This is a genomic window from Blautia sp. 1033sp1_1033st1_G9_1033SCRN_220408 (assembly GCF_040929965.1).
In the GTDB taxonomy this organism is placed as follows: domain Bacteria; phylum Bacillota; class Clostridia; order Lachnospirales; family Lachnospiraceae; genus Blautia_A; species Blautia_A ammoniilytica.
In genome coordinates this window covers 28,412-53,360 of sequence record NZ_JBFKZO010000001.1, presented here as the reverse complement: position 1 = coordinate 53,360, position 24,949 = coordinate 28,412, and the positions used below count along the sequence as shown (strand labels likewise).

The window sequence follows — 24,949 nt, the reverse complement described above, 5'->3', positions numbered from 1 at the left end:
CCTCTTTTACTATTTTCTAAATACTCCAGGACTGTGTTTCGGTTTTGACCGTTTCTCCGGTTTCAATTGCCTGTTCCAGCATAAAGGATAAATAAGTATCCTGAAGTGCTTCACGCAGTGAGTAAAACTCTGTTCCGCTTTCCACGTAAGTCTTCATATGGGAAAGGCAGGAAGCTACTGCAATTTCATCATCATTCATTCTTGCCGGATAATAAGGATTTTGATAAACCTGCTTATCCAGGAACATGATTCCCTTATGGGACCATTCACTGTTATTATTAATTCCCACATCGATTCTCTGCATAGGCTGTTCCACCGGCTGATTGGAAGCATTTAAGAATCTTACCGTATTGTCATTGATCTCGCCACGCACGCCGCGGATATTCCAGCGTCTTGTACGGATCTGTGAGAAATATTGTTCACCTTCAAAGTCCATAAAGGCTGTTTTGCCGTTATCAAACTGCATAAATGCCCAGTCTCTATCCTCCTTGATCACAGTTCCGCTTTCATCAAAACCATTTCTGCCATTTGTAGCGGTAACTTCTGACCAGAATTTTTTGCCCTGAATTGTGCAATTTTCGTATTCAAGTCCAAGAACTTTCCGGAAAACACTAACAGCATGATAGCCATGAAGTGCAGACAGCATAATACTGGATACAGATCCCAGATAGCCTTGCTTTATAATATTCAGTATACCTGCATAATAAGGCTGCAGGAAGTACTGTTCAACAACCTGTACACGGCCATTGTATTTTTGGGACATTTCCCATAATTCTTTTAATTCTTCCACATTCTTTCCCGGAGGTGTTTCGCAAAGTACCGGAATTCCTTTTTCCATTAATTTTACCAGGTAATCCTTGGCAAAATCCCTTGGAACACAGAGTACAGCAAAATCCGGCTTGCGTTCCAGTGCCTGATCCAAATCTGCAGTAGCAAAAATCCCTTCTTTAAGAGCAACCTCTTTTGCACGGGCTTCTGTACGTAATACACCTGCGCAAATAGAAAACTGTTCTGGCAGAAGTCTGGCGATTCTGTAGTAGAAGTCAGCTCTCCATCCATATCCGATGATCATATAATTTGTAGCCATTTATTTTCCCTTTACCCTTTCACTGCGCCGGCTGTCATACCAGCGATAATATGTTTCTGAAGAATTATAAAAAGTATTAACATTGGCAATACAACCAGCATCAATGCTGCAAAAACAAATTGCCAGTCCCTGTTGTACCGTCCGAAGAAGCTGTAAATTGCCATGGAAACCGTTGCTTTTTTAGCAGAGCCTAAATAAAACAAAGGAATCATAAAATTGTTCCATACATCAATAGCCGTAATTACAACATTGGTTATCATGATAGGTTTCAATATTGGCATTAAGACCTTAAGAGTCATCTGCCAGAAATTGCAGCCGTCCATAATCGCAGCTTCATCAATTTCCCTTGGCACTCCTTTTACGAAGCTGCAAAAAGTCATAACCGTAAAAGGAATTCTCAGCGAAATAAAAATACAGATCACTGATAAAAATGTACCATATATATGCAAAGCCTGCAACAAAAAGAAGATGGATGCAGTTTGCAAAGTTAATGTAAGACCAAAGATGAAATAATAATAAATCCCATGAGATAATTTGTCATTGCGTCTGGAAATGACAATACCGGATATCGCTCCCAGAAAAACGGAAATCAGTGTTACCGGAACAGTAACGATCAGACTGTTTACATATCCAGGTATGATTTTGCCGGATTCCAGCACATGGGTATAGTTGGAAAAAATCCACTGTGTTGGCAAGGAAAGATCAAATTTTGCAGCTTCTGCCTGATTTTTAAATGACCCCAATCCCATCATCAGAAATGGTACTATGTACACCAATGCCAGTGCGACCATAAATAGAAAGAGGATATATTTTTCTGCATGTATTTTCTTCACATTTCCACCTCACGTTTCGTTAGATAGTGATTCATAGTAAACGATATGATCACAACAATGACAGCCAGAATAACACTTCCAGCTGCTGATTCTCCAAGGAATCCAAGGCTGAATGACTGGTAGGTATAGGTTGCCAGAACCTGTGTATCAAATCCCGGCCCTCCATTTGTAATTACATAAATAATATCAAACACTTTCAGACCACCGGCAACGCTTAGTGTCACTACAACGGTCATTGATGGAACAATCAAAGGAAGTGTGATATTTTTTAATTTTTCAAAACCGGTAGCGCCATCTAAGGTAGCACTTTCATAATAATCCTGCGGAATCGCCTGTAAGCCGGAAATAAAAATAAACATATTGAATCCTGCCCACATCCATGTTTCTACCATAATCACGCTGCCCATAGCAGTGCCATAGCTTCCAAGCCAATCATGGGCAAGTCCGCTACATCCGATCATTTGAAGAACATTATTTAATAAACCTTTATTTGCTAAAATGGCTTTAAATAATACTCCCACCACTGTAATACTGATAACACATGGTGCATAATAAATGGTTCGCATAAGCCCTCTTCCGGGTATCTTTTTTACCATTGCAAGTGCAAGCAAAAATCCTACCACTGTTTTCAGTACAGTGGTTGCCAGGGCAAACAGAAATGTATTGCCAATTGACCTGAGAAAAACAGGATCCTTTAAAAGCTCCACATAATTGGCCAGGCCTCTGAAAACCGGGGTGTATAACCGTCCCATATTCCAATCTGTGAAAGAGCATACCAGGCTGATCACAATGGGAACAACGGAAAAAATGGTGTATATCACAATCGCCGGAAGAATCACCCACAAAGGATAAATTGATTTCTTTTTTTTGGTCATATTATATCTCCTTAATGGAAAGAGGACTAAAGCTCTTTGCTCCAGTCCTCTTTTGGATTAATCTTATTAATCAAACTGCAGAGGATGTATTAGTTCCAGCCTTCTGCTCCTTTTTCGGTCATAAATTTATCCACGTCCTCCTGGAAACGATCCAGAATTGCTTTTCCATCCATATCTCCTTTGGATGGTGCCTCAAGATAGTAAACCCAAATAGTATTTCCAAACAGTGGCTGAAGTGTATCAATATACTGATTCATCTGTGCAACGACTCTGCCATCTTCCATATACTCATTGTAGATTTTCGGGATATCCGGATTCATTGCGCTTTCATTTCCATCAATGCCTTCAATATTCGGGAATCCTGGGCGAGACTGGAAATACAGATTTCCATATTCCGGTGTGCTCCAAAGATCAAACACTTTCTTGATGGCATCCAGATTTTCTGTATCTTTATTTACAGCTAATCCCATAGCTGTAGGAAGATATGCCAGCACATCTTTGTCATCATAGCCTACAGGCGGATTGAAAATAGTCAGATTAGCATCCGGATAAGACTCTTCGATGGAAGTCAGGATTTCTGTTGCGCCATAGATCATTGCGATCTCGCCACTTGCCAGACGTCCAAGGATCTCATCATAGCTTACTGTCATATAATCATCATTTACATATCCTTTTTTGAATAAATCCAGATATTCATCGATTACAGCAGCCATTTCCGGATAATCATTGAATTTAGCCTGATTTGTCAGGATCTTATTTGCAAAATCCTCACAAGCTTCCTCACTTCCTAATGCACGTGACATACCAGAGGTCATCCAGATCTGCGGTACCCAAGTGTCAGACGGCATAGCAATAGGAACAACTCCAGCTTCTTTTAATTTATCACAGATAGCATAAAACTCATCTAAGGTTTTTGGAAGCTCTGTGATTCCATTTGCTTCAAAAACATCTTTATTGTAGATCAGTCCCTGGAAACCATTGGATGCCTCGAAGCAATATCCGTAATGCTTTCCGTTGTATTCTGTAATTTCCGGAGCTTTTACTTTTGACATCCATGCTTGGTCATCTAACGGAACAAAGAATTCTTCCGGGTCTACAGCAGCATACAGATCAGCAAACTGATATGCGATCAGATCCGGAGCCTCATGAGAATTTAATCTCATTTTCATCAGGTTATCATACTGATCATCCGGAACGACCTCAAAATCAATAGAGATATTCTCGTCTTCCTCCAGCTTCTGCACCATGTTCTGTAATCCGGAATACCATCTGGACTGCTGTACCATACCGGTAAGTTCTACCTTATCATCTGCATGTACAGCTACCGGTGCTACAGACAGAGTCATCACTCCGCTCATAGCCAACGCTGCCAGTCTTTTTGCGTTTTTCCTCATACTTGTTATCCTCCTTTTTTCATAAATGATTATCAAGTAAGGTAAGTATATCCTGATTTTTTCATAATTAAAATGGACAAAAAGAAACGGAAATATGGAAAATATGAATTTTTGCAAGTTCTGCTTTTACCTGCTCAGGCAGCATACAGTTTCTATCGACACGGTATTTGGGAACATATCCACAGGGCAGACCTTCTCCAATCTGTAGCCCCCGTCACACAGATACCGAAGATCACGGGCAAGGGTTGCACTGTCGCAGCTTACATATACCACACGGCTGGGATTCATCTTCAGAATCGTATCAAGAAGGTGAGCATCACATCCCTTTCTCGGCGGATCTACCACAATCACATCTGCATATGTGCCATTCTTTTCATATTCCCTTGGAAGTACCTCTTCTGCCTTTCCAACAAAAAACTCCAGGTTCTCCATATGGTTCAGCCTTGCGTTCTCCCTGGCATTGTCAATGGCAGCCGGTATGATCTCCACCCCACGAACAAATCTGGCTTTCTGGGCAAGGAAAAGAGAAATGGTTCCTGTACCGCAGTACAGATCCCACACATTCTCTTCTCCTTTAAGCTGTGCATATTCCAGTGCTTTTGCATACAGCTTCCCTGTCTGATAGGGATTTACCTGAAAAAAGGATAATGGGGAGATCTGATAAGAAATATCTCCAATCTTATCCACAATATATGGCTTGCCCCACAAAACTTCCAGCCTGTCCCCAAGGATCACATTATTACGTTTTTTATTGATATTGATGGAAATACTGGTCATTCCCGGGATCTGCTGAAGCTGCCCAGATAAGATCTCTGCCTTTGGCAGCCTGTCCCCATTAACGATCACACATACCATGATCTGTCCTGTAAAAAATCCATAACGGATCAGGATATGACGGACAAGACCTTTGCCTGTCACCTCATCATAAGGCTGGATCCCGTATTTTTCCATATGATCGATCACTAAATCCAGCACCTGCTTGTTTTCCTTTACTCCAAGGGCACAGTCTCTGTTCTCAATAATGGTATGGGTCCTGCCTGCATAAAAACCGGTAATGATCCTGCCTTCTTTATTCATCCCCACAGGAAACTGTGCCTTGTTCCTGTAATGGAAAGGATGCTCTGCCCCTATGACAGGCTCCATGGGAATCTGGGTAAAACCTCCGATCCGTTCCAGGTGACCTCTAACCTTTTTTTCTTTAAATTCAAGCTGCTTCTCATAAGTAAGGGCCTGCAGCTGACAGCCTCCGCACTGTCTGGCGAATGCACATTCTGGCTCTGTCCTGAATAAAGAAGGCTTGATGATCTCCATCAGCCTTCCATAGCCATAATTCTTCTTAGCTTTGATAATCTTTGCCTTTACTGTATCCCCGATCACAGCATCCTTTACAAAAACGGTGAAGCCATCTGCTTTCCCGATGCCTTCACCGTCCACGCCGCAATCCTCAATCTTCAATGTTACCAGATCATTCTTGCGATATTCCATATGAATCACATGTCTCCTGTTCTTCTTAAATTGGAATCAAAAATCCTGTTAAAGCCCAGCCATTCTTTCTTTCCTTTGTCTGCAGCAAATACCTCTGTCAGAGTTTCCATCCTTGCATCTGTATTATCAGCAAGATTCAGTGCAACTGCCTCCACAAGCGCTGGCTTCTTGGGAGAGCCGTATTCCAGTTCTCCATGATGAGCCAGAATGCAATGGACCAGCTGGTTCTCCAGATCAACCGGAAATCCTGGGATCTCCTTTGCAAGATCATGGATCATCTGCGCACCGATCACAATATGCCCCAAAAGCTGACCCTCATCCGTATAATCATTCAATGGAAAGGAAGAAAGTTCCCTGGTCTTGCCTACATCATGAAGCAGGGCAGCCGTAATCAGAAGATCTCTCTTTATCACCGGATATGCACCTGCCATATAATCACAAAGCCTGGTCACGCTTAATGTATGCTCCATCAAACCGCCAATAAAACCATGATGAACTGTCTTGGCAGCGGAATGCTCCTCAAAAGACTTTAAAAAATCTTTGTCCTCCACAAACAGCTTATGAAGAAGTGCAGACAGATATGTATTCTTCACACTGTCAATCATAGATACCAGCTGATGATACATGTCATCTGTGCTGTTCTCACTTACCGGAAGATAATCAGCCGGATCGTATTCCTCAGGGAACGCCCTGCGTACCCGCTTGATATTCAGCTGCATGGCTCCTGCAAAGCTGGTCACGTCTCCGATGATCTCAATGTAATCCAGTCCGTCAAAATCATCGATCCCGTTGGAATTGGGATCCCAGATCTTTCCATCGATCACACCTGTTTTATCCTGCAGTATCAGGTTCTCGTATGGTTTTCCATTCTTAGTCATTGCAGACTGTTTCTGTTTGCAAAGATATATTCCATTTACCCTGTCGCCTTCGTGTAACTCATTAATATAACGCATGTTCTGCCTCTTTCTGATCCAGGCCTCTATTGATCCTGCCTATTTTTCATTTACCTTAACGGTAAGTTCTACTTTCCCCAGTTCTCCGTCCCCGCTGTACCTGGAGATCTGCATACTGATCTCCAAACCGTTTTCGCAGCTCTGAAGATATGTACTATATTCCTGCATATCACTTACCGGACTGTCGTCCAGTGCAGTAATAATATCACCTCGCTGGATACCAGCCGCCATAGCCGGTGAATCCTTGTCAACTTTCTCTATGTATATGCCCTTTGAAATACCAAGGCTGGCTGCCTTTGCCGCTGGAATGCTGACACCATATATGCCAAGATAACGGGGTGCCTGCTTATTGATCATCTGCTCAATACGGGGCCGAAGCTGTGCAATGGAAAATGCCTGGATCACATTCACATCCTCCCTGATATTCTTTTTGATCACACCTACGATCTCACCCTTTGTATTTATCAGTACACCCTTGCTGCTTATACATCCCTGGATATCGGTAATCATCAGCTGGTACTCTGTATCTGCCGCTGAAAACCTTCCTGATGTTGAAGTAACTATGCCATAAAGCACTCCATCAAACTCCCCAGAAGGACTGCCAATAGCGATCACAGGTTCTGCCTGCTCCGGTGCAAAAGACTGTGCAAGGGAAACCACTGAAATTGCCTTCTTGGTACTGTCTGAAAGCTCAGATGTGCGAACCCACATAACAGACAGACCGGTTGCATCATCTGTCTGACATAAATGAGCCCTGGCAGTGCTGGAATCTGCAAATGTAACCTGCAGGCTGCTGGTCTTCTCAGATGGCTCCCAGTTCGTCAATATATAAATACAGGAACTGCTTTCCAGAAAAATGATCCCCTCCCCCTCTTCATAGCGAAGAATGGAAGCATCCAGAAGATCAGAGTGTCCGGATATGCCTGTCACTCTCACCAATGCCTTTCTGGGCTTCTTGGCCACATCCAGAACTCTTCGGTAAATCTGCTGATATTTGATCAGCGGATCTGTAGCTTTCTCAAGACTGCTGGAATCCTGTGTAAGACCGATTCCACCCTGTATATCTGTATATGAATCTGTATATGAATCTGTATTTAAATCTGTATTTGATACTGTATTCTCTTTTTCCTCTGTCTCAGCCTGCCCATCTGAAGATGCAGTGGTGGTCAGCTTCACAGCAGAAACAAGTCCCTTCTCTTCTGCAAAACGCTCTGCAAACTCAGGCAATGCCCAGGCAAAAGCACCTGCCGCACACAATCCGAAAAAGACTCCGCCAATAAACAGCATCAGGCCCTTTCTGAACAAGCGCCTGCGATCGTTAGGTCTTTTCTTAATGGTTTCTCTCATAAACTGATAGTCTTCATTTTCTGGCTTTATGTTCATGTCCTTTCCCATAATGTGCTGTTCTCCTGTGCATTACAAAACTTAGACTTATGTATTTTATCAGGAAAGTGTGAACTTTTCATGAATAATTTTTCACATTTTCCTTTTCATCCGATATAAAATCATGTAAAATAAAGTCAGAGTTGCATAAAGAATTTCGCAACTATTCATTACCCTCACAGTTATGAAATCTCCAAATATAATAATTTTAAAAAAGGATGTATTTACGTGAACGAAAAAGCATTAAAATCTCTTGAATATTATAAAATCATACAGCTGCTTACGGAGAAGGCTTCCTCCCCTCTTGGAAAAGAGCTTTGCAGGGATCTGCTCCCTTCCGTAGATCTTGTACAGATACAGCTTATGCAGGCTCAGACACGGGATGCACTGTCCCGTCTTTTCCAGAAAGGAAGCATCTCTTTTGGAAGTGTAAAAGATGTGCGTGGTTCACTGAAACGCCTGGAGATCGGCAGTACACTTGGGATCATTGAGCTTCTGTCTATCTGCAGCCTTTTGGAGAACACATCCAGGGTAAAAGCTTACTCCCGGAATGAACGAGGTGACCATCCGGCAGATTCACTGGATGAAATGTTTGAACAGCTTTCCCCTCTTACTCCTCTTTCTGCAGAGATCCGCCGTTGTATCCTGTCCGAGGACGAGATCAGCGACAGTGCCAGTCCCGGTCTTTTGAAGGTACGCCGCAGCATGAAGATTGCCAATGACCGGATCCACACCCAGCTTACTTCCCTGGTCAACGGAGGTGCAAGAAACTATCTGCAAGATGCAGTGATCACCATGCGTAATGGCAGATATTGTATTCCTGTAAAGGCAGAATATAAGGGACAGGTTCCGGGAATGATCCATGATCAGTCCTCCACAGGATCTACCCTTTTTATTGAGCCTATGGCCATTGTAAAGCTGAATAATGATATCCGGGAGCTGGAGCTTCAGGAGCAAAAAGAAATTGAAGCAGTCCTTGCAGAGTTAAGCAACCAGACTGCTGCCTATACAGATCAGATCCGGGATGACCTGGAGATCATGGTACAGCTGGATTTCATTTTTGCCAGAGCATCCCTTGCCATGGATATGAATGGAACTGAACCCATTTTCAATACAGAGCATAAGATCCGGCTGAAGCAGGCCCGGCATCCTCTCATTCCCCGCAAAAAAGCAGTTCCTATTGATCTGCGCCTTGGGGATGATTTTGATCTTCTGGTAGTGACCGGTCCTAATACTGGTGGCAAAACTGTTTCCCTGAAAACTGCAGGACTTCTTACCCTGATGGGGCAGGCAGGTCTTCATATCCCTGCCATGGACCGCTCCCAGCTTTCCGTTTTCCATCAGGTGTATGCAGATATTGGGGATGAACAGAGTATTGAACAGTCGTTAAGTACCTTCTCTTCCCATATGACCAATGTAGTCTCTTTCCTGAAGGAAGCAGACAGTGATTCCCTGGTGCTTTTTGATGAGCTTGGAGCAGGTACAGACCCTACAGAGGGAGCTGCACTTGCCATTTCCATTCTCTCTTATCTTCATGAAAAAGGGATTCGTACCATGGCTACCACCCATTACAGCGAGCTGAAGGTATATGCCTTAAGTACCCCTGGTGTAGAAAATGCCTGCTGTGAATTTAATGTAGAAACCTTACGTCCTACCTATCGGCTGTTGATCGGTGTTCCCGGCAAAAGTAATGCGTTTGCCATATCTTCCAAGCTTGGGCTGCCTGATTTTATCATTGAAAAAGCAAAGCAGCAGATCAGCGAACAGGATGAATCTTTTGAGGATGTACTTACTTCCCTGGAAAACAGCCGAGTAACTATTGAAAACGAACGTGCACAGATCGAGGCATACAAAGAACAGATCGAAGCACTGAAAAAACAACTGGAAACCAAACAGGAAAGGCTGGATGAGCGCAGGGACAAGATACTGAAAAATGCCAACGAGGAAGCCAAACGTATCCTGGCAGAAACAAAGGAATATGCAGATCAGACCATGAAGCTTTTCCATAAATTTCAGAAAGACCATGTGGATACTGCAGCAGTCGAAAAAGAACGCCAGAATATCCGGGCAAGAATGGATAAAGCGGACAATGCACTTTCCATCAAGGCTGCGCCGAAGGAACCGAAGAAAAAGCTTTCTGCCAAAGATCTTTCCCTTGGAGATATGGTTCGGATCCTGAGCATGAACCTGACCGGTACCATCAGCAGCCGTCCGGATTCCAAAGGCTTTCTTTTCGTACAAACCGGGATCATCCGTTCCAAGGTTCATATTTCAGATCTGGAACTGGTAGACGAGCCTGTGATCTCCTCTTCTGCACTTCAGAAAACCGGTGCAGGAAAGATCCGCATGTCTAAGTCCTCCAGTGTTTCCACAGAGATTAATCTGCTTGGCAAAACTGTTGATGAAGCCATTGCAATCCTGGATAAATATCTGGATGATGCTTACCTTGCCCACCTAAGCAAAGTACGAGTTGTCCATGGCAAAGGTACCGGAGCCCTGCGTAAGGGAGTACACGATTACCTGAGACGTAATAAACGGGTTGCATCCTATCGCCTGGGTGAATTTGGCGAGGGAGATGCAGGTGTAACTATTGTTGAATTCAAGAAGTGAAAGGAGAAATGAAATGGCATCCAAACAGAAAATCCTGATCGTAGATGATGACAACAATATTGCAGAGCTGGTAGCCCTGTATCTTACAAAAGAATGCTTCGAGACAAAGATCGTCAATGACGGAGAGCAGGCTTTAAAGGAATTCCATGCCTTCCACCCCAATCTGATCCTGCTGGATCTGATGCTGCCTGGGATTGACGGCTATCAGGTATGCCGTGAGATCCGTCATGTATCTGATATTCCCATTATCATGCTGTCTGCAAAAGGAGAGACCTTTGACAAGGTCCTTGGCCTTGAGCTTGGTGCAGATGATTATGTGATCAAACCCTTTGATTCCAAGGAGCTGGTAGCCAGGATCCGGGCAGTACTCCGCAGATTTAATGTAAAATCTCCTGCCGTCCCTTCCAACGAGAAAAGTGTAAGCTATCCTGACCTTACAGTAAACCTTACCAATTATTCTGTTACCTATATGGGACGGCAGGTGGATATGCCCCCCAAGGAACTAGAACTGCTTTACTTCCTGGCATCCTCCCCAAATCAGGTTTTTACCAGGGAACAGCTTCTTGACCATATCTGGGGCTATGAATATATTGGTGATACTCGTACCGTAGATGTTCACATCAAGCGTCTCCGTGAAAAGATCAAAGATCACCCCAGCTGGTCCATAGCAACTGTGTGGGGAATCGGATACAAATTTGAGGTAAAAAGCGAATGAAAGCTTCTCTGTCCAGAAAATTTATCTTCTGTTACATCCTGATTGGCATTACCGGTTTTCTGCTGGTAACCGGTGGCGGTTCCCGTCTCATTGAAAAGCATCTGGAACACTCCTTAAGTGAGTCCTTTTACCAGGAGGCAGTTTCCATTGCCTCCAATGAAACAGTGACTCATAATATTTCCAGTTACAATCTGGATACCATACAGGAAAGCCTGACCTCTATAGCCATAGCCCAGGATACGGAAATCTGGATCCTGAACAATCAGAATGAAATTATTGTAAACACAGATAAAACAGCCTCCAATTTCCCAGCCCCTGTAAAATCCTTTGATCCTACAGCCTGGGGCGGAAGCTATTATCAGATAGGGGATTTTTATGGTTTTTTCTCTTCCCCAAGGCTGAGCGTGATCGTCCCCATCACAGCTGATATGTCAACAAAAGGCTATGTGGCCATCCATTATCAGATGCGTTTCCTTTATCAGAACCGCAGCGGGCTCCTTAAGATCATGCAAATCCTTTTTCTGTGTATTTACCTGACCACCTTGCTTTTACTGCTGCTTTACCACTGGCATGTGCAAAGGCCTTTATCCCAGATCATTCGTGGTACTACTGAATTTGCAGGAGGCAATCTATCTTACAAAATCCCTGTTACCTCTGATGACGAAATGGGTTATCTTGCCAATATGTTGAATTATATGGCAGAAAAGCTGAATCGGAATGGGGAATACCAGCGACATTTTATTGCCAACATCTCCCACGATTTCCGCTCTCCTCTTACATCTATCAAAGGTTATGTGGAAGCTATGCTGGATGGGACCATCCCGGTGGAAATGCAGGGCAAATACTTAAATATCATTTCTTTTGAAGCTAATCGGCTGGAGAAGCTTACACGCAGCCTGCTTACCCTGAATGATCTGGACGTGCAGAAGCGGATCATGCATAAACAGAAATTCGATATTAATCAGACCATCAAAACAACAGCAGAAGCTTTTGAGGGAGAATGTACCAAACACCGGATCCGATTGGAATTAATCCTTTCAGGTACAGAATTGTTTGTCAATGCAGATATGGAACAGATTCAGCAGGTACTATACAATCTTCTGGACAATGCAGTAAAATTCAGTGATGATGAATCCTCCATTGAAGTAGAAACCACAGAAAAGAATGACCGTGTGTTTATTTCCGTAAAAGACCATGGCTGTGGAATCCCCAAGAATAGTCTTTCCAGGATCTGGGATCGTTTTTACAAAACAGACGTTTCCCGTGGAAAAGACAGGAAAGGTACCGGACTTGGTCTTTCCATTGTAAAAGAAATCATCAATGCTCATGACCAGAATATTGATGTGGTCAGTACAGAAGGCATTGGAACAGAGTTTATCTTTACTCTGGAAAAGGCCTGATGGCCTATTTCCATTCGTAATTTCTTAGATGCCCCTGCAGATTCATATGGGAAAAATCATGCTGACGTAATGCCTCATAAAGCACGATGGCCACAGAATTGCTTAAGTTCAGGGAACGGATATCCCCTATCATCGGGATCCTTACACAGGTATCCTGATGATCCACCAGGATATCTTCCGGAATCCCTGCGCTTTCTTTTCCGAACATAATATAACAGTCCTCTTCATAAGACACATCTGTATAAGTCTGTGGTGCCTTGGTAGTGGCATAATAAATCTTTGCTCCTGGATTTCTTTTCAGGAAGTCTTCATAATTCAGATAAGTGGTCACATCCAGATCTTTCCAGTAATCCATCCCAGCACGCTTAATAGCCTTTTCATTTAAATGAAAGCCAAGAGGCTCGATCAGATGCAGCCTGGTACCTGTTGCCACACAGGTACGACCGATATTTCCGGTATTTGCCGGTATTTCCGGCTCATGTAATACAATATTTAAAGCCATAATAGGATCCTCCTGTTATTTAAAAAGCCCCAGCCTGGCATTTCACAATGCTGGCCGGGGGATCATCCAAGAATGCCTCGGCATTCTTGCTGCGAGGTGCGCGTCATGCAATTGCATGACATACTTCTCCTGCGCACCTCTGCAATCCTGCCGGAGGCTATATCAGCTGGGGGATTGACTCCCAGCTGGTATAGTTCATCTTCTGCCGGACGGTCAAGATAACGGAAATTCTCACCGCTGTACAACAGGCGGTCATTTCCCGCATTTGCCTGTCCGATCACCGCAGCAGGAAGTCCAGCCGCATGACATTTTCTCACCAGTCCCTCTCCTGATGGGATACCTGCCAGAAAGGCGCCATCAGAGCGCAGCCTGTAAAGATTCAGATCCAGTACCTCGCATAATTCCACAGTTTCCTGACGGACGGGAACCTTCCTGAAATCTGCCACAAGTCCTGTGCCGGATACCTCTGCTACTTTCCAGAGGCCGCTTAAAAATCCGCCTTCACCCATAGGATAGATCACATCTGCCCCTGCTGCCTCTGCCATTTTCCACACAAAGCCATTTTCTGTTAAATCCTGGACACCGTATCTTTCCCTGGCGTATAACATATCCTGGATAAACCCTTGGGAAAAGCGCATCTCCAGCATTGTCTTTTTATCTTTCGCCAAAAGTCTTGTGCCTTCCAAAGCCACAGCACCAATAACCACCAGTTCATCCCCTGGCTTCAGTCTCCCTGTTATTTCCTGCTGCAGCACTTCCATGACCTGTTTTTTAAGTTTCATCTGCTTTCCTCCCCTATCCTGTTTACAGCAGGAGAGAGAGCACAGTAGGAATCACCATTGCCAGCACAAGAATGATAGCGATCACCGCAGTGATCAGTTTTCTTTTCTTCGGATCAAACATTCCCATCACATCGAACCTCCTATAATCTGATTTCTTCTGTCAGTGCATTACCTGTAAGCGGATCCTTTTTCTCATAATCAAACAAAAGAACCCTTCCATCCCAAAACACCTGGATATGAGCTGTCTTTGGAATATTTTCCTGTTTTCGGTATGCCCATATCTTTTTCTCCTCTGCTTTCTGGTCTTTTGCAAAGGATGGACGGCTTTTCAGCTTTTCCCTGAGGTACAGATCCAGCACAAGTGCATCTGCACCTTTTTGTACATCTCCCTGCTTCAGGCTTTCTATAAATTCAAGAAGGATCTCATATCTGCGAAGCCGGTTATGGGAAATACAGTCATATCCCTTTTGCTCATAAAACCTGCCTAAAGCTTCATACATGGTAAAGCTGTCAGAAAACAAAGTCTCCACATATTTTAATGAATTTTCAAACTGTCCACTATTATAGTACACTTCCACCATGTTTTCCACCTTTTTCAGATTTAAAACATCTTCATAAGTAATCCAGTTAGTGGAAAGCACCTCATAGGGTTCTTTTTCTTTATGTACAATGCCATACTCTTTTTCCATTTGCTTCATCAGGGACCCTTTCAGAACCTTAAGGAAACCCAGCTGAAACTGCTGGGGACGCAATGCATATACATCATTAAAGGAATGATGAAAACTGTCATAATCCTCATATGGAAGTCCTGCGATCAGATCCAGGTGTTGATGGATGTTGCCAAAGCTGTGGATTCTTTCCACAATCTGGCATATCCTTGAAAAATCTGTTTTTCTGTGGATAGCCTCAAGCGTCTGCAGATTGGTAGACTGTACACCGATCTCCAGCTGGATCAGTCCCGGACGCATGGCGGCCATCAATTCCAGCTCTTCTTCCCGCAAAAGATCTGCTGCAATCTCAAAGTGAAAATTAGTGACCCCATTATCATGTTCAACAATATATTTCCAGATTGCCATGGCATGATCATGTTTACAGTTAAAGGTACGATCCACAAACTTTACCTGTGGCACCTTATGATCCAGGAAAAACTGCAGTTCTTTCCGCACCAGATCAAGGCTTCTGAATCGCAGTTTTTTATCTACAGAAGACAGGCAGTAGCTACATGAAAAAGGACAGCCCCTGCTGCTTTCATAATAAATGATCCTATGGTCAAAATCCTGCAGATCCTTATATGGAAAAGGAACCTTGCTAAGATCCATGATTTCTCTCCATCCATTATGGAGAACCTGGTTTTCTTTACGAAATGCGATCCCCCGGATCTGTTCCAGGCTTTTCCTATGATCCACATAGTATCCGGCAAGCTCCAGAAAGGTTTCTTCTCCTTCACCCACCATCACACCGTCAAATGCAGGATTGGCCGCAAGAAAGGCTTCTGCATCAAAGGATACCTCTGGCCCGCCTGCCCAAAAAGGTACAGACGGAAGCACCTTTTTCAGGTCTTCCGCCAGTTCCTTTACAAACGAGATGTTCCAGATATAGCAGGAAAAGCAGATCACATCCGGCTTTTCCTCGTATAAATCCTTCATGATCTCATCTTTCTGCTGATTGATGGTATATTCTTTTAAAAGAATATGCTGCTGATACTGCCTGGCATAAGCCTGCAGATCATATACTGCCAAATTGGAATGGATGTATTTTGCATTACATGCAGCAAGAATGATCTTCATATCCGTCTGGACCTTTATTCCTGAAGAAGGGCCTTCAGTTCTTCTTTAGATGTAAGGCCGATCATTTTTTTGTATTCTTTTCCGTCTTTAAAAACGATCAATGTAGGAATACTCATAATCCGGAATCTCTGTGCCAGTTCCGGCTGTGCATCCACATCTACCTTGCCTACTGCAAAGCCTTCTTCTCCCAGTGCTTCCACGATAGGCCCCTGACGCATACATGGACCACACCAGGTTGCCCAAAAATCAAGCAAAACCGTTTTCTCTGACTGAACTACCTCTTCAAAATTCTGTACTGTAACTGTCTTTACCATAAAGCATTCCTCCTTATTGTTTGTTTTTGTGATACCGTAAATCTTATCTTTTCAGATGATCCGGCAGACTTTGGGTCTTTACTGGTACTTCTATTATTTATCCCTGGCTCTTGTGCGCACATACTGTACCGCAGAAAGTCCTGCCTTCGCGCCTTCATAAACAGCCTTTGCCACCTGAAGAAGTCCGCCTGTACAATCTCCTGCCGCAAAAAGTCCGGGAATGGTACTTTCCATATTTTCATTGACCTGTATATTGCCCTTTTCTGTAAGGACTGCCCCCATCTGCCTTGCAATGGATGCACTGCCTGCAGTTCCGGAAGCCACAAAAACGCCTGCCACCGGAAGGATATTTGCCTGAGCAGATTCTGTATCCATTGCACTGACCTCCGGTGAAAAACAAATCCCCGTAACCTGGTCATCTCCCTGAATCTTTTGGATCTTTGCTGTATTAACAGGAAATTTTGCCTCTCCGGAAAAATCCGGTGCACTTCCATTGGTGCAAATAGTCACCTTCGATGCCATGGGTGCCAGTTCTTCTGCTTCATGAAGAGCAAATTCTCCATTTCCCAGCACTGCCACCTCTTTTCCACGATAGAAGAAAGCATCGCATACTGCACAATAGCTGACACCTCTGCCCTCCAGTTCCTTCAATCCCTGGATCCCTGGGGTCTTACGCTGGCTGCCAGTTGCCAGGATCACACATTCTGCTTCCAGATCCCCTGCCGTTGTCTTAATTTCAAAGGTATCAAATCCGCTGACTCCCAGAACCTGAGCCTCCATAAAACGGACTCCCAGCTCTCTGGCCTGAGAAATCCCGGTTTCATGAAGTTCTTTCCCTGTCATGGACTTTGACAGGCCATAGTAATTCTGGATCAGTTCGGCTTTATCAAGGGCACTGCTTCCCATACTGATCACCAATGGCTCCATATTCCCTCTGGCTGCATATAAGGCAGCGGAAATCCCTGCCGGTCCGTCCCCTATGATCACAATTTTTTCCAAGCAATCACCCGCTTTCTTCTGATTTATCTGTAAATTCCTTTTCTCCGTATCCAATACACCAGTACACAACTACCGGCATACATGCAATAAGCGGCAGCACATAGCGGAACATTCCATTTACCGGAGAAGCCACACAGATAGCTACATTCAAAGCCGGTGCTGCCAAAGCCAATATCCCCTTTCCACGCTTCCTGTAAAACAGGTAGCCTGCAAGGATCAGGAGCATCCAGGTATATGCACCGGAATTACTGATCTGGGCAAACCCGGGAACATTTCTCCACAAATATGCATATTGAGCCATCACACTCCTGGCCTCATTTGGGAACACATAGTCATATTCAAACTGATACTCTGTAAAGGTTTTATTATATAACCGGTAAGGTCCCTGTGCCGTATTATGGTAAAATGGATAAAAATATCCGTAAGTATTATGAAGGGTTGCTTCAATATAAACCCCAGGATGCTTTTTAAACATGGAAAACCAGGCTTTGAAATAATTCATCAGCTTTTCTTTTGTAATATTCCCGGTGCGGTAAGTGGCCTTTACCGGATCAGACAACTCCGGATTATATCTTTGTGCCAGCTGATCATAATTCAGGATCTGGTTAATGGCATCTTTCTCTTCTTCTGTAACGTCCTCCGGATATGATCGCACATATCTGGCAGTCTGCTGGAAAGGAATGGAAAAATAAACCCTGCTGGATATAGAAGAAATGCCAAGAGCAGGTGCCACTGCTTTCTCAGAAACCGAATAACATCCAAACACTGCAATCGCCAGTGCCAGAACCACCAGTCTCTGTCTCTTTGCCACAAAAAAGATCAGGAAAACCATGGAAACAAAGACCATATAAATTCCGTTATTCCTGCAGAAACAGGTAAGTATCCCCACAATGGCAAGCTGTATCAGCTGTGATGACAGTCTTTTGCCGCTTCTTTTCTGAAGCGCAGGAATAGCGCATTCTGCATACAATGCCATATAAAGAGCAAATACTGCACTAAACATACTATCCTTGATCACAGTCTGGGCATAAGTACCAAACATAGGCATCAGACCGAAAAACAGTACAGAACCTACATACAGCTGCTTTGGTGCTTTCCATTTTTTCAGACGGCTGCATACACCGGAATAGCAGTAGCACTCCAGAAGGGATGTAACCAGTATGATCAGAAAAACTCCCATATTATCATTGATCAGCCTGCCAATACTCATAAGCAGTCCTACAAACATAGTCAGCACCCAGGCATGCCTTGTAGTAAACTTCTCACCGCCAAAGTACATATCCAGCTGTCTGTATCCATCTGCCGGAACAGAGCCAGGGAAAAATACAATGATCCACGGCAGCCAGCACAGATAAATTACAAGGAACGCCCACAAGTGGCTGTGCTTTTGAGCAAATGCAGGCAACGGCTTCTTTGCCCTGATCTGATACAGATTCAATCTGGACAGCCAGCCATAAAATATGCTTAGAGTCACGTCAAACAGAATAAAATACCCTGCAAAAGCAAGGAAAGCAATCACCATCTGCTTACGGTTACCCATAAAAAATACCCAGCTTCCCTGCGTGGAATAACTGATACCGATCAGCATGCACACCGAAAAGAACGCAGCCAAAAGATGGGTGATCCACTTACTCTCTTCCACGAACCTGTCCCACACTTTATAATAAAACGCAACCAGCGCTGCCAATACGATCAGTTTGTCCAAACGTATCCCATTTAATTCACTATTCAGTGTCCTTAAAAGGCCATTGGCTTCTACAAACTCTCCTGACAGGGCAATAGCAGCGGCACTCCAGAACGCAGCTATCACAGATATCCATTTTCTTTTATTCATAAATCAAGTTCCTCCTGAATCTCTGTCAACTCTCCTTATCTTAACATTCACGCCCTTTAAAATCAAGACAGGCCTGCACATAAAAGAACCTTCTGTATCAGAGCATTCCCGTCTAATCCAAAAGGTTCTTTGTAATGTTCTTTGCAATTGTAAAAAATTAACCAACCAGTGGGTACTTATCGGTAAGTCCTTTCACCAGTACCTTTGCTTCTTCCTGATGATCCCTGCTTTTCAGCATTAAAGCTATGGCTTCTGCGATCACATCCATATCCTCCGGCTTCATTCCCCTGGATGTAACAGCCGGTGTTCCAAGGCGTACACCACTTGTTACAAATGGAGACTGAGGATCATTTGGGATGGCATTTTTGTTGCAGGTAATATTCACTGCATCCAGAAGGTTCTCCATCTCTTTTCCGGTTACTCCCAGATTTCTTAAATCTACAAGCATCAGATGATTGTCTGTCCCTCCGGAAACAATATCCACACCTCTCTTCATAAGACCAGCACATAAAGCCTTTGCATTTTCTACTACCAGTCTTCCGTATTCCTGGAATTCCGGTTCCAGTGCTTCCTTAAAACAAACAGCCTTTGCTGCGATCACATGCATCAGCGGACCGCCCTGGATCCCAGGAAATACTGCTTTGTTAAAATTAAACTTCTTGGCAGTGGCCGCATCACTGAGGATCATACCCCCTCTTGGTCCACGAAGTGTTTTGTGAGTGGTGGTGGTAGTCACATCTGCATAAGGAATGGGGCTTGGATGCTGTCCTGCTGCCACAAGTCCTGCAATATGTGCCATATCAACCATCAGATATGCCCCTACTTCATCTGCAATCTCACGGAATTTCTTAAAATCAATGATCCTTGCATAAGCACTTGCACCTGCCACAATCAGCTTAGGTCTGCATTCTCTGGCAATACGGGCAACTTCTTCATAATCGATCACACCATCATCATTTACACCGTAGGAAACTGCTTTAAAATAAGTTCCGGACATATTTGCCGGACTTCCATGTGTCAAATGCCCTCCATGGTTCAGATTCATGCCAAGCACTGTGTCTCCAGGCTTCAGCATTGCAAAAAATACAGCCATATTGGCCTGTGCACCGGAATGCGGCTGAACATTTACATATTCACAGCCAAAAAGCTTCTTTGCCCGTTCAATAGCAAGAGTCTCAACTTCATCCACGCAAACACAGCCACCATAAAATCTTTTCCCAGGATATCCTTCTGCATATTTATTGGTAAGAGGGCTTCCCATAGCTGCCATAACTGCTTTACTCACCCAGTTCTCGGATGCGATCAGCTCAATATGGGAGTTCTGTCTTTCAACTTCTGACTTGATCAGCCCTGCAATCTCAGGATCTACTTTCTGGATTTCTTCAAATGAATACATTCCTGCTCCTCCTATAACATAAGGGTAGTTTTCTCTTTTCTTTTAAAGCGTTACCAAGTTATAGTATATATGGTTTCATGGTATATGTCAACAGTAAAAAGACATTTGTCCGTCTCACAAGAACTTTTTGATTTATTTCTTTTCTTATGAAGCTCTTATGAAGATTTTGCAATTTATTTTGACTAATGATCATTTTTTTGATTTAATAAGAATGTAATGATTACAGTGTCAAAAGGTCTAAAGCCACCTGTGCTTGCACATAGGTGGAAACAAATATAACAACTATCGATTATCAATTATGAGAAAGGATTATTATGAGAAATTTTGAATACTATACTCCTACCCGTATCATATTTGGAAAAGATACTCATTACCAGATCGGGGATCTTTTAAAACAAGGCAATTATAAAAAGGTTCTGATTCATTACGGAAGTGGCAGCATAGTCCGGTCCGGCCTTTTAAAAGAAATTACAGACAGTCTGGACACAGCAGGCGTATCCTATGTTACTCTTGGAGGTGTGGTACCTAATCCCCGGCTTTCCAAGGTCTACGAAGGGATCCGTCTGTGCCGGGAAGAACAGGTGGATTTTATCCTTGCAGCAGGCGGTGGCAGTGTGATCGACTCTTCCAAGGCCATTGGCTATGGTGCTGCCAATCTCTGGACCGATGTGTGGAACTTTTTCCTGAAGAAAAAAACTCCAACAGACTGCCTTCCTATTGGCGTGATCCTTACCATCGCAGCCTCAGGCAGTGAGATGAGCAGTTCCGCTGTGATCACCAACGAAGACGGCTGGTTAAAGCGTGGATGCGTAAAAACCGATCTGTGCCGTCCTAAATTTGCCATTTTAAATCCGCGGCTTACTTATACACTTCCTCAGTATCAAACTGAAAGCGGATGTGTAGATATTCTGATGCATACTATGGAACGATATTTCGTAAATCTTGAAACAATGGAAGTAACTGACAGCATCAGCGAATCTCTTATGCAGACAGTTATCTATAATGCCCGGATCCTGATGAATGAACCTGGGAATTACAATGCGCGGGCAGAAATCATGTGGGCCGGTTCCCTGTCTCACAATGGTCTTACCGGCTGTGGAACAGGAGGCGGCGACTGGGCCTGCCATCAGCTGGAACATGAACTGGGCGGTCAATATGATGTGACCCATGGTGCAGGTCTTTCTGCTTTATGGGGAAGCTGGGCCAGATACGTATACAAAGAAAACCCGGAGCGCTTTGCCCAATTTGCCACAAATGTATTTCACATTCCCTGTGGGCTGGATTTTGAAAAAACAGCCCTGCAGGGCATTCAGGCTATGGAAGACTTCTTCCGTTCCATCCAGATGCCTACCAGCCTTCATCAGCTTGGACTTGATCTGACCGACAGCCAGATCCATGATCTTGCCTTTCGCTGCAGCTTTGAGGATACACGTACCATTGGGGTATTCATGCAGCTGAATATGAAAGATATGGAAAAGATCTACCATATGGCCAATGCCGATCATACAAATGCCTGAATAAGATGATTATCCTAATATAAAGGGATGTGCGATTACATTTTATTTTCCAATAAATGTGAGAAACTGTACGTAATACTGGTCTGCCAACATAATTCCCAGGATCCTGCTGATCAAAAAAAGCGGAACTGCCGTCAGCACATCGATTAACGTATGCTGTTTGGTTGTAAGAGTTGACAATACGATCATGACAGCAATCGAAACTGTCACTATACGAATCCACGGGTTCATTCCCACACATATAAAAGAAGTACAGATAATCAGAAAACAACTGGAACAATGCAAGCTTGGTGCACAGTTCAGTCCACGGTAGCTGCCATGATAAATAAGCTTCATAAAATCCCCCCAGAAGCCATCTGGCGGCACCGGTCTCTGAAAAGAAGTGGGATAGATCAAATAACATGCTACACTAAACACGATTTCTATCACCATGGTCATCAAGTAACTGCAATATGAATAAGGATCCGTCTGGAAAACCACCAGCGGATAAACAGCGATCAGCGGAAACCAGAAGCAATAAGGCAATACCGTCCATGGAAGAAAAGGAATCTTCGCATCCACTGGACGTTTTACATCATGGATCCTCCTCTGAAAAAGCTCGCATCCGAAATACAGCAGGATCTGAAAAAAAAGCAGGATTGCCTGCACCAATACCAATTTTTTAAACATACACTTATTCTCTCCAAGTATTTTCTATATTCAATATATCTTTTTCCATGAGATGATTATACAATATGTATGAACTTAAGTAAACATCAGTTCGCCTGTTTTTTCTTTTTTATGTAATTGGAACATTACGTAGTAATTTTTATTATATAAAAAAATGCACATCTGGCTCATCACGTTAAGTAATGAGTCAGATGCACAATTACCAAAAATCACATATTATTTCTTATTTCCTGTCTCTTTCAACTCCGTAAAAGAAAACTGATACGCCTCATATTCCCGGATAAACGGTGGAAGCGGAATTCCTGCATGCATAAGTGTTGCACCAAAATACTGTCTTCCGCTTTGTTCTTCCAGATAAACGGCATCCGGCTTTAATCCATGCAGGCGAACATAAACAGCTGCCTGATTTGCCTCTGCCATAAGACGCACCACACTTACCAGTGCATGAGTCTGTTCTTCTGATACCCACATCCATGCCGCAATCTCATCTTTAAACGGATCGGACAACCGCCAGTAAGTCCCCTCGTTAATAAGCATTTCATACTTTTTGTAAGTAAGGACCTGCTCTTTGATCTGCTGCTTTTCCTCATCAGATAATAGTGCCGGGTTCAATTCGTAACCGAAAGCTCCCGCCATTGCCGTCACTCCACGGGTATGGAAGCTTGTTACACGTCCGGTCTGATGATTCGGCACCGCTGAAACATGTGCTCCCATTGCAGAAACCGGATAGAAAAACGAAGTTCCATACTGGATTCTTGTGCGATTGATTGCATCAGTATTGTCACTGCACCAGATTTGCGGGGAATAATAAAGCATTCCCGCATCAAATCTGCCACCGCCACCACTGCATCCCTCCAGCAGAAGATCCGGATACCGGCTGCACAGACGATCCAAAAAGTCATAAATACCAATTACATAATCATAGGAAAGATTTCCGGCATATACATCTGACATGCTACGGTTCATATCCCATTTTACATAATCAATTTTCCCCTGGTCCAACACGTTGCAAATCTGGTCAAATATACAATCTCTCACTTCTTTTCTGGAAAAATCAAGCACTAACTGATTTCTGGAGCGCACCGGCTTTTTCCCCGGAATCTGAATTGCCCAGTCCGAATGTGTCCGGTAAAGGTCACTGTCTTCATTAACCATCTCCGGCTCAATCCAGATCCCAAATTTCACGCCCTGATCATGCACCCGGTTAATAAGATCTGCCAGGCTGCCCTGCAGCTTCTTTTCATTTACCTGCCAGTCACCCAGGGAAGAATTGTCATCATTTCTTTTCCCGAACCAGCCATCATCCATCACTACCATATCAATGCCAAGGGAAGCAGCTTCTTTGGCAAGATCCACGATCGTATCCCCTGTAAAATCGAAATATGCTGCCTCCCAGCTATTGATCAGAACCGGTCGCGACACATGGACATATTTGCTGCGGCATACATGATTGCGGATGCAGTTATGATATTGCTGTGACAATGCAGACAGTCCATTTGCTGAATAGGACAAAATAACTTCCGGTACCGTAAATACTTCTCCACCTGCAAGCGGATATGAAAACAGTTCATCATTTAATCCAAGAAGCAGGCGTGTCTGGTTAAACTGGTCTTTTTCTGCCTCACAGGTGAAATTCCCACTGTATACAAACAACATTCCATAGCAGCTGCCTGCCACCTCCGTTGTCCCTTTTTCAGCCAGAATCACTGCCGGATTATACTGATGGCTGGATGTTCCCCTGCGGCTGCCAAAAGAAATGGTTCCATGTCCCAGTGGAGTGCGCTCTAAACTCCGCTCCATGGCATGCTTCCCATAAAACCGCAGGACGTCAAAATCTCCCTGCACAAAATCCAGGCAGGCCGCTGCTGCTTTTTCAATGGTAATCTGCTCAGTTCCTATATTTTTAATCTGGACACTTCTTGTAATAACATCGTTTTCTTCCAGCACGCCATACAGCAGATGCACCTCAACCTTTGCATTTTCATCTGCAAGAACAATTTCCAGAGTCTGTGCTTCATTTTCGGCTGCCCAGACAGCTGGAAGTCCCTGTAACTGGTATTTACCATTTCGGATCTCATAGCTTTTGAAAAGCAAATCAGCACTTTCAACACCTTTGCAGCTTTTTACATTCAAAGCAATATTACGGTAATCCCCTGTTCCAAGGGAAGGATACTCCTGTGGAAGCACATCCAGCGAATAGGTACGATTCATGCCAGCTGCATAAGGATTTCCGGAAAACCCGTGGTCTGCATAGGTTAAAAGATAATCCATGAAACCGTTTGTTTTATCTCCGTAGTATAGATGTAGCAGATATCCCAGTGAATCAACCTGCATCTGATAGGTTGTATGAGCCGTATGCAGGGTAAATATCTTTTTATTTGGATCGTATATAATTGCCATAGAAATCACCTCAT

At 43.7% G+C, this 24,949-nt stretch carries 20 protein-coding genes; 4 read left to right on the top strand and 16 right to left on the bottom strand.

Annotated features, from left to right (window positions below; translation table 11 throughout):
• Positions 1 to 16: 16 nt before the first annotated feature.
• The 7 genes from AB5916_RS00250 to AB5916_RS00220 all read right to left on the bottom strand — a co-directional run bounded on the left by AB5916_RS00250 (position 17) and on the right by AB5916_RS00220 (position 8,022).
• Complete coding sequence (locus AB5916_RS00250; RefSeq protein ID WP_173728144.1) at positions 17 to 1,087, bottom strand: Gfo/Idh/MocA family protein; 1,071 nt, start codon at positions 1,085 to 1,087, stop codon at positions 17 to 19.
• 11 nt (positions 1,088 to 1,098) lie between these two features.
• Complete coding sequence (locus AB5916_RS00245; RefSeq protein WP_158420007.1) at positions 1,099 to 1,920, bottom strand: carbohydrate ABC transporter permease; 822 nt, start codon at positions 1,918 to 1,920, stop codon at positions 1,099 to 1,101.
• Positions 1,917 to 2,795, bottom strand: coding sequence for a carbohydrate ABC transporter permease (locus AB5916_RS00240; RefSeq protein WP_368188846.1), 879 nt, complete (start codon positions 2,793 to 2,795; stop codon positions 1,917 to 1,919). Before AB5916_RS00240 ends, AB5916_RS00245 begins: the two co-directional genes overlap by 4 nt.
• An 89-nt stretch (positions 2,796 to 2,884) precedes the next feature.
• Positions 2,885 to 4,189, bottom strand: coding sequence for an ABC transporter substrate-binding protein (locus AB5916_RS00235; RefSeq protein ID WP_158420005.1), 1,305 nt, complete (start codon positions 4,187 to 4,189; stop codon positions 2,885 to 2,887).
• 126 nt (positions 4,190 to 4,315) lie between these two features.
• On the bottom strand, positions 4,316 to 5,674 hold the full coding sequence (rlmD, locus tag AB5916_RS00230) for a 23S rRNA (uracil(1939)-C(5))-methyltransferase RlmD (RefSeq protein WP_368188845.1): 1,359 nt from the start codon (positions 5,672 to 5,674) through the stop codon (positions 4,316 to 4,318).
• Between the two features lie 5 nt (positions 5,675 to 5,679).
• Complete coding sequence (locus AB5916_RS00225) at positions 5,680 to 6,627, bottom strand: 3'-5' exoribonuclease YhaM family protein (RefSeq protein ID WP_158420003.1); 948 nt, start codon at positions 6,625 to 6,627, stop codon at positions 5,680 to 5,682.
• A 39-nt stretch (positions 6,628 to 6,666) separates the two neighbouring features.
• Positions 6,667 to 8,022: a S1C family serine protease gene (locus tag AB5916_RS00220; protein WP_368188843.1), complete on the bottom strand. Its 1,356-nt coding sequence runs from the start codon at positions 8,020 to 8,022 to the stop codon at positions 6,667 to 6,669.
• A 216-nt stretch (positions 8,023 to 8,238) separates the two neighbouring features.
• Here AB5916_RS00220 and AB5916_RS00215 point away from each other — a divergent pair, with 216 nt between their 5' ends.
• From AB5916_RS00215 to AB5916_RS00205, 3 genes are read left to right on the top strand one after another with little or no spacing between them, the layout of a single operon-like run.
• Positions 8,239 to 10,620 carry an endonuclease MutS2 gene (locus AB5916_RS00215; protein ID WP_368188841.1) on the top strand — a complete coding sequence of 794 codons (2,382 nt, stop codon included), beginning with the start codon at positions 8,239 to 8,241 and terminating at the stop codon, positions 10,618 to 10,620.
• A 13-nt stretch (positions 10,621 to 10,633) separates the two neighbouring features.
• Positions 10,634 to 11,335: a response regulator transcription factor gene (locus AB5916_RS00210; protein ID WP_158420000.1), complete on the top strand. Its 702-nt coding sequence runs from the start codon at positions 10,634 to 10,636 to the stop codon at positions 11,333 to 11,335.
• The gene (locus AB5916_RS00205) at positions 11,332 to 12,735 is read left to right on the top strand and encodes an ATP-binding protein (RefSeq protein WP_368188839.1); all 1,404 of its coding nucleotides are present in this window, start codon (positions 11,332 to 11,334) and stop codon (positions 12,733 to 12,735) included. The genes AB5916_RS00210 and AB5916_RS00205 overlap by 4 nt, the downstream gene beginning before the upstream one ends.
• A gap of 4 nt (positions 12,736 to 12,739) precedes the next feature.
• Here the strand turns inward: AB5916_RS00205 and AB5916_RS00200 are convergent, their stop codons facing one another.
• The 7 genes from AB5916_RS00200 to glyA form a co-directional block, all read right to left on the bottom strand.
• Entirely contained in the window at positions 12,740 to 13,240 is a 501-nt protein-coding gene (locus tag AB5916_RS00200; protein ID WP_158419998.1) for a tRNA (cytidine(34)-2'-O)-methyltransferase, read from the bottom strand.
• A gap of 59 nt (positions 13,241 to 13,299) precedes the next feature.
• Positions 13,300 to 14,019, bottom strand: a complete 720-nt coding sequence (locus AB5916_RS00195; RefSeq protein WP_368188838.1) for an AIR synthase-related protein — start codon at positions 14,017 to 14,019, stop codon at positions 13,300 to 13,302.
• A 140-nt stretch (positions 14,020 to 14,159) separates the two neighbouring features.
• Complete coding sequence (locus AB5916_RS00190; RefSeq protein WP_368188837.1) at positions 14,160 to 15,806, bottom strand: B12-binding domain-containing radical SAM protein; 1,647 nt, start codon at positions 15,804 to 15,806, stop codon at positions 14,160 to 14,162.
• Positions 15,807 to 15,820: 14 nt separating this feature from the next.
• Positions 15,821 to 16,120, bottom strand: coding sequence for a thioredoxin (trxA, locus tag AB5916_RS00185; RefSeq protein WP_158419995.1), 300 nt, complete (start codon positions 16,118 to 16,120; stop codon positions 15,821 to 15,823).
• A 93-nt stretch (positions 16,121 to 16,213) separates the two neighbouring features.
• On the bottom strand, positions 16,214 to 17,119 hold the full coding sequence (locus AB5916_RS00180) for an NAD(P)/FAD-dependent oxidoreductase (protein WP_158419994.1): 906 nt from the start codon (positions 17,117 to 17,119) through the stop codon (positions 16,214 to 16,216).
• 4 nt (positions 17,120 to 17,123) lie between these two features.
• On the bottom strand, positions 17,124 to 18,953 hold the full coding sequence (locus AB5916_RS00175) for a DUF6020 family protein (RefSeq protein ID WP_368188835.1): 1,830 nt from the start codon (positions 18,951 to 18,953) through the stop codon (positions 17,124 to 17,126).
• A gap of 157 nt (positions 18,954 to 19,110) precedes the next feature.
• The gene (glyA, locus tag AB5916_RS00170) at positions 19,111 to 20,349 is read right to left on the bottom strand and encodes a serine hydroxymethyltransferase (protein WP_368188834.1); all 1,239 of its coding nucleotides are present in this window, start codon (positions 20,347 to 20,349) and stop codon (positions 19,111 to 19,113) included.
• Positions 20,350 to 20,663: 314 nt separating this feature from the next.
• Here glyA and AB5916_RS00165 point away from each other — a divergent pair, with 314 nt between their 5' ends.
• Positions 20,664 to 21,866, top strand: coding sequence for an iron-containing alcohol dehydrogenase (locus tag AB5916_RS00165; RefSeq protein WP_368188833.1), 1,203 nt, complete (start codon positions 20,664 to 20,666; stop codon positions 21,864 to 21,866).
• Positions 21,867 to 21,908: 42 nt separating this feature from the next.
• On the opposite strand, the gene AB5916_RS00160 is transcribed toward AB5916_RS00165, so the two are convergent.
• Together AB5916_RS00160 and AB5916_RS00155 are read right to left on the bottom strand one after the other, a co-directional pair.
• Entirely contained in the window at positions 21,909 to 22,535 is a 627-nt protein-coding gene (locus tag AB5916_RS00160) for a hypothetical protein (protein ID WP_368188832.1), read from the bottom strand.
• A 216-nt stretch (positions 22,536 to 22,751) separates the two neighbouring features.
• The gene (locus AB5916_RS00155) at positions 22,752 to 24,935 is read right to left on the bottom strand and encodes an alpha-galactosidase (RefSeq protein WP_368188831.1); all 2,184 of its coding nucleotides are present in this window, start codon (positions 24,933 to 24,935) and stop codon (positions 22,752 to 22,754) included.
• Between the last annotated feature and the right edge of the window lie 14 nt (positions 24,936 to 24,949).

Bases quoted from the DNA above. Each gene is read 5' to 3' on its own strand.
- AB5916_RS00250 (WP_173728144.1), bottom strand. From the start codon at position 1,087: ATGGCTACAAATTATATGATCATCGGATATGGATGGAGAGCTGACTTC.
- AB5916_RS00240 (WP_368188846.1), bottom strand. From the start codon at position 2,795: ATGACCAAAAAAAAGAAATCAATTTATCCTTTGTGGGTGATTCTTCCG.
- AB5916_RS00235 (WP_158420005.1), bottom strand. From the start codon at position 4,189: ATGAGGAAAAACGCAAAAAGACTGGCAGCGTTGGCTATGAGCGGAGTG.
- rlmD (WP_368188845.1), bottom strand. From the start codon at position 5,674: ATGGAATATCGCAAGAATGATCTGGTAACATTGAAGATTGAGGATTGC.
- AB5916_RS00225 (WP_158420003.1), bottom strand. From the start codon at position 6,627: ATGCGTTATATTAATGAGTTACACGAAGGCGACAGGGTAAATGGAATA.
- AB5916_RS00220 (WP_368188843.1), bottom strand. From the start codon at position 8,022: ATGGGAAAGGACATGAACATAAAGCCAGAAAATGAAGACTATCAGTTT.
- AB5916_RS00210 (WP_158420000.1), top strand. From the start codon at position 10,634: ATGGCATCCAAACAGAAAATCCTGATCGTAGATGATGACAACAATATT.
- AB5916_RS00205 (WP_368188839.1), top strand. From the start codon at position 11,332: ATGAAAGCTTCTCTGTCCAGAAAATTTATCTTCTGTTACATCCTGATT.
- AB5916_RS00195 (WP_368188838.1), bottom strand. From the start codon at position 14,019: ATGAAACTTAAAAAACAGGTCATGGAAGTGCTGCAGCAGGAAATAACA.
- AB5916_RS00190 (WP_368188837.1), bottom strand. From the start codon at position 15,806: ATGAAGATCATTCTTGCTGCATGTAATGCAAAATACATCCATTCCAAT.
- trxA (WP_158419995.1), bottom strand. From the start codon at position 16,120: ATGGTAAAGACAGTTACAGTACAGAATTTTGAAGAGGTAGTTCAGTCA.
- AB5916_RS00175 (WP_368188835.1), bottom strand. From the start codon at position 18,953: ATGAATAAAAGAAAATGGATATCTGTGATAGCTGCGTTCTGGAGTGCC.
- glyA (WP_368188834.1), bottom strand. From the start codon at position 20,349: ATGTATTCATTTGAAGAAATCCAGAAAGTAGATCCTGAGATTGCAGGG.
- AB5916_RS00165 (WP_368188833.1), top strand. From the start codon at position 20,664: ATGAGAAATTTTGAATACTATACTCCTACCCGTATCATATTTGGAAAA.
- AB5916_RS00160 (WP_368188832.1), bottom strand. From the start codon at position 22,535: ATGTTTAAAAAATTGGTATTGGTGCAGGCAATCCTGCTTTTTTTTCAG.
- AB5916_RS00155 (WP_368188831.1), bottom strand. From the start codon at position 24,935: ATGGCAATTATATACGATCCAAATAAAAAGATATTTACCCTGCATACG.